Raw genomic sequence first — 7,655 nt, 5'->3', positions numbered from 1 at the left:
GGTCATCGGTCACGATCGACACGGCCCCGCGACCGGATGCAACCCGGTCCCATGCTCTTGGCAAAACGGTGGTCCCATCACCCTGGCAGGCGACAGCCAGGAACTGGGCGGAGGGTACCCACCCGGCATTGATCGCCTCGAGCCATGGCAACGCGTTCGAAGTCGCCGCCGCGTTGACCACGAACTCGCCGTTCGACACCCACGCGAGGTTCGCGTCGTCGGTCGGGCCACCGCGTCCGCGGATCGGACCGCCCCACCTTCGATGGATCGGTTCATCGATCATCGAAGTGCTGCGGTTGTCGACAGTGCCACCGCCCGCCGATTCGGATCCATCAGACCGTCCGCCGGCTTTCGCCGGATTGAGCAGCGTTGTCTGCGACGTGATTCGTGCGACGCGAGTTCGCGTCGATCCGTCGTCGTCGGAAGCACCGCCGCGCAGCAGCTCGGCTGCCTGTTGCGCGACGTGATCGGTGAAAAGGTTCGGCAGATGGCCGAGTACCTCGCCGAAAGCGCGCATCAGTGCACCGAACGGCCCCGACTCCCGGACAAGCGAGTTCGGAGACCGTAGCTCTTCGTCGGTGATCTCGATTGGACCGTCACCGGGCAGGGTGATGGTCGACGAACCACCGGTACCATCACTCTCCCATTTGGCACCGCTGGGAAGGGTGACCCGCTGTCCCGGTGCCGGGTGCCCGTTGTTCGTCATCGCTAGCACGTCCGGCAGGGTCAGTGCCGAGGAGCGTTGTCTGTCCACAATTCACATCCACTTTCTGAGCTGGTTCTCCCCGGAGTGACCACCGCCGGCATCTACTCGGTCCAGCCGAGGATGTCGTTCAGCTCTTCGACACCCATTGCGCTGCCGAATCTTTCGCGGCCGGACTCGAAGCCGGGTCGCGGTATGGGTGCGGGGCGATTGCGTCCCTGCCGTGCGTCCTCGGTCTTCGCCCAGACCAACCACCGCAGGTGATCGGCCATGTCCGCGAGCAGGAACTGGTCGAGTTGCCATCGGTGGGTGTCCGGGTTGGCCGTCCGGACCAGCGCCGAATCCGCTGGGAGGAACTTGATGATGGCCCTGAGATCGCGCCAGCCGAGCATCTCATCGCCCAGTTGGCGTAATCGGAGACCGAGGGCGATCAGGTCGTATTCGAGTGCCTCGCAGTGCTCTTCGATCAGAGCATCGAGGCCTAGGATTCCCCCAGGCTGATCCCCGAGTGCGCGCGCCAGGCTTCCAGCATGTCGTGGTAGCCGTCCGGATCCATATCGTCCAGGGCCGCGAGCGCTTCGGGAGTCAGAGAGAGTTCCAGCAAGGTGTACATCGCGTCGACGTCGCCCAGGCGCCGGATCCGGCGGACCAAGCCCGGCTTCAGATAGGTCAGCGACGGCAGCTGGATTTCGACGCCGTTCACGCGGTAGAAGAAGTCGTCCTTCACGGTGATCGGCTTGGCGATCGTGATCGGAGCCTTCGGGGAAGTCATTGTTACGCAGACCCTTTCATAGAGTTGTCGGATGCACAGGCAGATGGAATAGAGGCCCAGCGGCGGCGGGCGGGCCTGCGCATAGGTTGAAAACCCGCCGCCGCTGGGGGCTTAAATGAGCCGCGGGCGGCTCGGATCAGGCAGTCTTGTTGCCGTCGTCGAAGTAGCGGTAGGCCTTGACGCCGAAGTCGTCCTTGAAGGCTTCGACATTGATGGTGAAGCCGGCCAGCTCCTTGGAAACGAACTTCTTCTCCTGAACGGAGGTGATCTTGGCGTTCGGCAGCACGATCCGCAGTTTCTTGCTCTCGTTGACCATGTCGAACACCCACGAACGACGCGGCAGCACCGAACCGGTCTCCTTGACCTGGATCAGGGTGCCGCTGTTGGCGGTTGCGGGGGTCGGGGTCACATTGCTCTGACCGAAGACCTCGTTCAGAACGTCCTGATCCCACACGGCGTACAGCGTCAGACCGAATCGCACCGAGTGCTCAGTCTGCAGCTGCGCGATGATATCGGCGTTCCAGTCCTTGACGGTCTCGATCTTCCGCTCACCGAGCGATTCGATGCCGTCCTCGGAAACGTAACCCAGCGCCTTGAACGCGGGGTCGATAGCGCCGGCCACATCGGTCGGCAGCTTGGTAGCCAGCGGAGCGACCAGAACGCCGCCGGTGACGGCGAGGCTAGGAGTGCCGACGCCGATGTACTTGCTAGAGGGCTGACCCATCTTCAGTTTCTCCCTTAGGGATTGTTGCGCAGGCCCTAGGGATTGGAGCTATTAAGTTGTCACTCCCGCACTTTCGGGGGAGTCAGGCGAGGATCTTCCCCCGCACGATCAAATCGGCGACAATCGAATACCGCGGAGCGGCAGTCACCGGGTCGGTATCGTTCTCTTGGCCGGCATCCTCAACGTGGTCACACCACACGCTGCCGATATACCCCGGCGCAGCACTGTTGACAAAAGACCGCACCAACGAGGCAAGCCCCGCCGCACCCCCACCATCATCAGTACACTCAAAAACCACCCGAGGCCGATCCAAAATCAAATGCGCCCCCCTCCGCCCCTCCCGATCCTCAGCATCAAACCGAGCCTTACGGTCGTTGCGGATCACCCGCACCATCCGCACCGGTCTCGGGTCGGGCACCCTAGCGACAACCTTGGCGTTATCAGACAAAGCCGAAAGCTTCGAAGTCAGGTAATCGACCAGAGCCTTCTCAATATCAGAGAATACAATTTGTTCCAGCATCGCATCGCTACTACCTTTCAATATATCCACACCCCACCGACATATAGTCTCTCACAAAAAGTAAGATGGCTAACCTAATTATCCATGCGAGATACGTATCACGATTATAGGCAATGCGGCAAGCCATCCGCATCAAATATTACACACAGACCTACTGACATCGTCGCAGGTATCGCCCATCAATATGGATTATTCATAACTATGCGATGAGTAGTTTGACTAAGAATCTGCATATGCACATCCGCGTCCACAATCTCTACATGGCTGGGAAGCATTGACCCACCCAGAGCCAGGGTTGGCACGAATCCATACATAGTGTCGGGGCCGACCGGCCCAAGATCCTTTAGAAGCCTTTTGAACAGAGGCTTATTATCATCTCCCGTCGGATCGAATGTGTCCTGATCTTTTGACAGCAGTGACGCAAGGATCTGCAGATCGCGGTCGAAATCATCCGACATCTCACCCGAACCGTCCACTGGAAATATCCATCCACGATAAGGTGTCACCGTAAGGCTGAGCCCCGTTCGCTCACCCCATAGAGTCATGTCACCGAACGCGGAACGCGTCACCGCGACCCATCTATCCTGACCAAATGGTAGATCAATACCCGAAGTCCATTCGTCAACCGCTGGTTGCCACTTCTCTGGGTCGCACAGCCAAAGCATCCCCTTCTGGAATCCTGCAAAACCCAGGTGGCGCCACAGATCCAGAAGGTAATCAGGGACTTGCCCCGCATATTTCCTAAAATGCTGCGGCGGAACAGGTGTCGAATGGCTCGGCTGGCCCCATTTATTAGTTACCTCACTGACCTGAAATGACATTCGTTACCTCAAGCTCCATTCGACATTCAATAGATGATCGCCTTGCCCTGCGCGAACAAGGTCTTCAGCATACCTCCTCAAGTCGTTGGCCAAGCCACGATGTGCCCACTGGCTTCCCAATGACGAGTTTACGTACCTGTCCCCCATCCTGGGCATACCATTAACGTCAAATGGTATGACATCCTTGCCGCCGGCAACTATATCCGGCTCATGCAACGCAGCGAAGCCTTTGGTTCGCTGTTTCATCTGCGCCTCGGCGAATTTCTCTGGAGTCTTGCCACCGAGCTTCGCTGGATCGGTTCGCAAAAGCCGTAGCGCCTTCTTCAATTCCTCTTGCTTAACAGCAGCCTTGAATATCTTGTTCGCATCCTTCTGAGCCTTTCCCTTCCGGGCGACTGTTCTGAGATTGTGTAACAGCTCATTTGCGGTCATTTTATTTATGCCATCGACCTGACCGCTAATCTGGTCAATCGTCTCGGAAACGTTGTTCTGCGTGTTTGCAGTTCTACCCATCTTGAAATCTACTTGATGTGAACGATTAGCACGCGGTCGCACAGGCCCGAAAGCTGGATTTGGTGGAGCGACGCGCCCGCTCAGTCTTCGAGGGATCGCACTGACTGCGGCGAATCTAGTCCGCAGAATGTCGGCTAGAGAAATTTCGTCGAGCCCACGGAGGCTTCGATCACCCATAACCAGCTGGGGTAAGTACCCGGATTCACTTCGGGTAAATATCCGTTCATACCCGTCCTGGGTATTGCTTAGAAAGTTCTTGGCCCGCACCTCCACCTGTATTACTGAATCTATTGCCGCATCAATCTTTGCGTCTCTCCATACTTGGAATCGTTCGGGAAAAGTCCGGAGCCCGCCTAAGCTTGCTGCAAGGTTCCCAGGAATGTTTCGCATCGCGTCTATTCCGACGGAGATTCCAGGAAGCGTCTGAAGGGATTCGATTCCATTCGTCGCAAAGCCGGGCATCTTTCGCAGAGCGTCAAAGCTAATACCGCGACTCAATAGCGACGGTACGGATTGCCGAGCGGCTGTGGCGGTTGCAGCTTCACCAAGTGCAATCTCAGTGCTGCGCAGTAAAGTGGTTCCCACGCGGGTCGTTGCACCGCCGACAGGGAGAAATGTTGTAGCGGCGAGGAGCGCTTCCCAGTCAGCTGGAGCCTTGTCCATATATTGCTGAGCTAACTGAAGCTGAGCCCGCCCGTATGGGGTATAAGGGTCGCCAGTCAACCCGTAGAGGGCACCGACTATTCTGTATCTCCACCAGTCGCCCAAAGTCCCTGCGGATGACGCAACTCCATCCACCAGCAGGCGGCCAGGCGCAGCAATCGCATTCGACGTCCGCTCATAGTGATCGGCAGCCGCTGCTTGAGCGGCGGGATTCAATGGGTTGGCAGCGGCCTGTAACCCTGGTGCAAAGTTAAGACTGGAAAGGACATCTACACCCCAGGTCTTCAGGCTGTTTCCAGCTCCCTCTATCCAGTCCCACCCTTTTTGAGCCGCATTGCGGCTATCCGGCGGAGGATTTACCGACTTTATCTTGTTGTCAACTATGACAAGGGAGGTGCCGTCACGATATCTTCTGCTGATCGACTTGTCGGGATTGTAGATATCTGTATATGACTTGTTGGGACCGATACCGTAGAAAGTATCAAATATGACATTTTTATCGTTCATGAAGTACACATGAGTGCCTTCTGCGGTCTGCTCGGAGCGACCCATTGTGACGTGACCTTGTAGATCCTTACCGACCTGCCACGGCTTTCCATCCGGACCTACTTGCCAACCTTCTCCATGTGGATCGAATTGACCTACAAAGACGCTTTCGATACCACCTTTACCGTCGGGTCTGGCAGTCGAGATTGTCAGATTTTGGAACTTGTCATAGTGATAATTGTCGTACAGCCCGTACTCGTTCGGAACTGCGACGTCAACGCCGACCAGGTTTCCGTCCTGGTCATAAGACGGATTTTTGATTCCCTTATAGTCCGGTGTCGAGACGTATGCATGGTCGGGAAGTCCAGACGTAGACGAGCCTGGATTGAAGTTCTGCGCGTACATGTCGGAGTCGACGGCGTACTTCGTTCCATAGAAAGCAGAGCCGTCAGCATTCAGGTTCCACCGCTGCCACCCGCTGTCATCATTGGCTGCGACGCGCGAGTAGGTGATTCCGCCATTGCCGTCGGGAATCCATTGGTCAACTGACTGATTTCCATTTCCGAACGGGATACGGTTATGGACGATTCGCCCGTCAGGCAACGTCGAATCCCATTCATCACCCTCGACCCGACCAGAAGTGTCGGGCAGGGCATAAACATCCGGTTGAGCGCTTTTTTCCGGCTGCGACGGGAGCTGACTTACGGGCTGCTGCCTGTTGTTCGCGAGTTCGGTCTGCGATGTCGGCGGTACGGGAATCCAGTCCGGGGTGAAGGGGACGTCCTGCTGCGCAGGCGCCTGTTGCGGTGCCGGGTTTGTTTGAGAGCTTTGCGCAGGCTGCGGATTCTGCTGAACAGGCACTGGATTCGAAGCCGATGGTTGGTTCTCAGAAGGCGGAGAGTTCTTTTCCCTCTGCCATGTAGGCACGGGTCCCGTACTCGACTGTGGCGGGAGATGATCCGTTTGGTAATACGCTCCTCCCCACCTCGGATCGTCCAGATCTGGATTGCTGATCGGTGAGGCCTTCAGCGGTACATCGCTCACGGCCTTCACGAGGTCCTGTGTCCTCCAGATGCGTTCAAGCCTGGACGCAGAGCTGGCCTCGGTCATCCCGTTGAAGGTGTAGACACGACCGTCGATTTTGCTGGCAGGCTGGCCTGCGATGCCCTGAGGAGTGATGCCCGTGAACCAGGCAGATCGCGGTGCTACCCAAGTCGGGGGCTGGGGCGCAGGGAGAGAAGTGTTGGGCATCGTCAGTCCTTCGGCATGAAAAATCCCGAGTCCTGCATGGACTCGGGATTGATGCATGTGTTGGTTCTGGCGGCCGCCGGGGTGTCAGAGGGCGTTGTAGGCGTCCATTGCGGCCTGGCCCAGGGTGTTCTGGGCTGGGGTGGGCAGGTGGGGGTGGAATTCGTTGGCGGCCATGATGATTTGTTTTTCGCCGTCTTCACTGGTCAGGAAGAAGGTGAAATAGCCGAGCGTGGTACCAGTGTGTTGCCATACCGGGCCGCTGGCGGTGTCTACGCGGAGGATGCCCAGGCCGTAGCCGACTCGGTCCTTGATTGGGACAGTCGTTTTGAGGGCCTGCTGCTGCCTTGCAGGGAGGAGGTCTCCGCGGATCAGAGCGCGTTCGAACTTTGCCAAGTCGTCGAGACTTGAGACCAGGGCGCCAGCTGCACCGTGGGAAGTGACCTGAGAGGCGGTGACCTGGCGGTAGATGCCCCAAGTGATGGAGTGGCCGTCGAGGAAGTTGCCCGACAGTTGGGGGTCTGTGGTCGGGAAGGTGGTGCCGGTCAGGCCGAGTGGGGTGATGATTCGGGTGGTGATCTCGGCGGCAACGGTGTTGCCCGTGACCTTTTCGATGACCATGCCCGCCAGGACGTAGTTGGTGTTGGCGTAGTGGAACTTTTCGCCGGGGGCACCGACTGGTGGTTGCGTGGTAGCGAGGTCTACGAGCTGTTTCGGGGTCCAGGTGTGGGTGGGGTCGAGGTTCAGTTCGTAGGTTGTCGCGAAGTCTTGGGTGGCGGCGTAGTCAGGGAGACCTGAGGTTTGGTTCAGGAGGTGGCGGAGGGTGAATTTGATGCCGTCGTTGCCGTTGGCCGACACTGCGCCTGGAAGATGCTTGTCGAGCGTATCGTCAAGTGACAGTTTGCCTTCTGCCTCAAGCTGGAGCATGACTACTGCCGTGAAGGCTTTGGTGTTGCCGCCGATTCGGAACTTGGAGGTGCGTTCCACGGGGGCGGTGGTTTGGAATTTCTTGCAGCCGACTTCTACGTAGTCGGTGTTCGAGCCTTTGCGGATGAGGCCGATGACACCTGGATAACCGGCGCCTACGCCGGACTGTGCTCCCTTGCACAGGATCTCGACGGGAGTCGGCACGGGGGCCGGCTCTGCGACGATCGGGCCACCGATGCCGGGCACGATCGACGGGGGGCTATCCAGATGGAACATGA

The 7,655-nt window shown here is 58.1% G+C and carries 8 protein-coding genes; all 8 read right to left on the bottom strand.

Annotated features, from left to right (window positions below; all coding sequences use genetic code 11):
- The coding region (locus ACH438_RS22550; protein ID WP_397008174.1) for a hypothetical protein at nt 1-706 on the bottom strand (706 nt) is incomplete at its 3' end.
- 101 nt (nt 707-807) lie between these two features.
- Nucleotides 808-1,095, bottom strand: a complete 288-nt coding sequence (locus ACH438_RS22545; protein WP_397008172.1) for a DUF5361 domain-containing protein — start codon at nt 1,093-1,095, stop codon at nt 808-810.
- Nucleotides 1,096-1,184: 89 nt separating this feature from the next.
- Entirely contained in the window at nt 1,185-1,475 is a 291-nt protein-coding gene (locus ACH438_RS22540; RefSeq protein WP_397008170.1) for a hypothetical protein, read from the bottom strand.
- A gap of 136 nt (nt 1,476-1,611) precedes the next feature.
- The gene (locus ACH438_RS22535) at nt 1,612-2,199 is read right to left on the bottom strand and encodes a hypothetical protein (protein ID WP_397008168.1); all 588 of its coding nucleotides are present in this window, start codon (nt 2,197-2,199) and stop codon (nt 1,612-1,614) included.
- Nucleotides 2,200-2,281: 82 nt separating this feature from the next.
- A complete protein-coding gene (locus tag ACH438_RS22530) occupies nt 2,282-2,749 on the bottom strand; it encodes a hypothetical protein (protein ID WP_397008166.1) in 468 nt (155 codons plus the stop codon).
- A 149-nt stretch (nt 2,750-2,898) separates the two neighbouring features.
- Nucleotides 2,899-3,540: a GAD-like domain-containing protein gene (locus tag ACH438_RS22525; RefSeq protein WP_397008164.1), complete on the bottom strand. Its 642-nt coding sequence runs from the start codon at nt 3,538-3,540 to the stop codon at nt 2,899-2,901.
- Between the two features lie 3 nt (nt 3,541-3,543).
- Nucleotides 3,544-6,312 (bottom strand): polymorphic toxin type 15 domain-containing protein, encoded by a 2,769-nt coding sequence (locus ACH438_RS22520; protein ID WP_397008162.1) that lies wholly within the window; start codon nt 6,310-6,312, stop codon nt 3,544-3,546.
- Between the two features lie 225 nt (nt 6,313-6,537).
- Nucleotides 6,538-7,653, bottom strand: a complete 1,116-nt coding sequence (locus ACH438_RS22515; RefSeq protein WP_397008160.1) for a serine hydrolase domain-containing protein — start codon at nt 7,651-7,653, stop codon at nt 6,538-6,540.
- Nucleotides 7,654-7,655 lie beyond the last annotated feature (2 nt).

Source organism: Nocardia sp. NPDC020380 (assembly GCF_044386975.1).
Taxonomy (GTDB): Bacteria; Actinomycetota; Actinomycetes; order Mycobacteriales; family Mycobacteriaceae; genus Nocardia.
This window is presented reverse-complemented; position numbering and strand designations above follow the sequence as displayed.